The 1,619-nt window shown below is 77.1% G+C and carries 3 protein-coding genes and 1 pseudogene; all 4 read right to left on the bottom strand.

Annotated elements, in window-relative coordinates; translation table 11 throughout:
• Positions 1–454: flagellar biosynthetic protein FliR (locus tag PSR1_RS23210; protein ID WP_160309057.1), on the bottom strand; the 454-nt coding region annotated here is incomplete at its 3' end.
• Entirely contained in the window at positions 455–718 is a 264-nt protein-coding gene (locus PSR1_RS23205) for a flagellar biosynthetic protein FliQ (protein ID WP_237758222.1), read from the bottom strand.
• A complete protein-coding gene (gene fliP / locus PSR1_RS23200; RefSeq protein ID WP_059439633.1) occupies positions 715–1,425 on the bottom strand; it encodes a flagellar type III secretion system pore protein FliP in 711 nt (236 codons plus the stop codon). The genes PSR1_RS23205 and fliP overlap by 4 nt, the downstream gene beginning before the upstream one ends.
• A pseudogene (locus PSR1_RS23195) lies at positions 1,422–1,619 on the bottom strand (flagellar biosynthesis protein FliO); the annotation flags it as partial. The gene fliP and the pseudogene PSR1_RS23195, both read right to left, overlap by 4 nt.

The raw sequence follows: 1,619 nt of genomic DNA, 5'->3' as shown, positions 1-1,619 counted from the left end.
GGGCGGCGCGGGTGAGCCAGACCACCGCCTCGCGGTGCACGCCGAGCGCCACCGCCACCGCCTGCGCCACCACGAACACCGTCTGCGAGACCGCGCTCGACTCGGCGCCGGTGATGGGATCGACGAGGGCGGAGTACCCCAGGCCCGCGGAGAGCCCGGCGAGGTGGCCGGCGGCGAGCGCGGCGTCGAGCGTCCAGCGCGCCGCGAGGCCGGCGAGGAGCCCGGTGGCGGTCTCGGCGAGCGCGGCGCCGGCCAGCCCGGCCAGCCCGGCGGGCGGCGGCACCGCGGGGGAGCCGGCGCCGGCGTGCACCGCCCAGGTGAGCGCCAGGGCCAGGCCGAGCCGGACCCGGGCCGGCACCACCCGCGCGCCGAGCACCGGCGCGACCGCGCACAGGCCCGCGGTGCGGAGCAGCAGCAGGCCGAAGCCCCAGGCGGTGGCGAGCGGCAGCTCCACTCAGCGCCCCGCCATCCGGAGGATGCACTGCGCCAGGAACCCGGAGAGCCGGTCCATCATCCAGCCGCCCAGCAGCCAGATCACCGCGCCGGCCGCCGCGGCGCGCGGGAGGAAGCCCACCGCGGCGTCGTTCACCTGCGTGGCCGCCTGCAGCACGCCCACCACCAGGCCGACGAGGAGCAGCGCGCCCAGCACCGGCCCGCCGACCGCGGCGAGCAGCAGCAGCGCCTCGCGCAGCAGCGCGCCGGGCAGCTCCGGGGTCACGCGAAGCTCCGGGCTAGCGCGCCGACCACCAGCCGCCAGCCGTCGGCCATCACGAACAGGCCGATCTTCACCGGCAGCGCGACGAGCGTGGGCGGGACCATCATCATGCCCATCGACATGAGGATCGCGGAGACGAGCAGGTCCACCAGTAGCAGCGGCACGTAGAGGAACAGGCCCATGCGGAAGGCGGTGGTCAGCTCGGAGATCATGAAGGCGGGGACGGCGATGGACATCGGGATCGCGTCGCCGCTGGCGGGCCGGGGCGTGGCGGAGATCTCGTAGAACAGCGCCAGGTCCTGGTCGCGCGTCTGGCGCAGCATGAACTCGCGCACCGGGCCGCTCGCGCGCTCCAGCGCCTCCGCCTGGCCGATGCGGTCGTCGAGGTACGGGCCCAGCGCGTCGGCGTACACGCGGGTGGCGGTGGGCGACATGACGAAGGACGAGAGGACCAGCGCGAGCCCGACCAGCACCTGGTTCGGCGGGACCTGCGGCGTCCCGAGCGCCTGGCGCAAGAAGGAGAGCACGATCACGACCCGCGTGAACGAGGTGACCGAGACGAGCAGCGCGGTCGCGAAGCTCAGCGCGGTGAGCACCAGGAACAGCTTCACCGGCGCGGAGCCGCCGCCGTTCACCGAGAGCTGGAGCGCGCCCTCGGCGGCGGGGCTCGCCGCCGACAGCGCCGCGATCGGCAGGCCGAGCGGGCTCACCGGACCCTCCCGGCCTGGCCGCCGGCCAGCTTGCGGCGCAGCGCCTGGTCCTCGGCGCTCTCCGCGAGCAGCGCCTCGAAGCCGGGCGCCGGGGCCGGCGCGGCGGACCGGCCGAGGCCGCGCAGCCGCGCGAGCAGGTCGGGCGGCGCGGCGCGGGCGGGGAGCGGCGGGGGCGAGGCCGGCGCGGGCGCGGC

The organism is Anaeromyxobacter sp. PSR-1 (assembly GCF_000964525.1).
Taxonomy (GTDB): domain Bacteria; phylum Myxococcota; class Myxococcia; order Myxococcales; family Anaeromyxobacteraceae; genus Anaeromyxobacter.
Note: the sequence above shows the minus strand (reverse complement) of the source record. Positions and strands in the feature narration are given on the sequence as shown.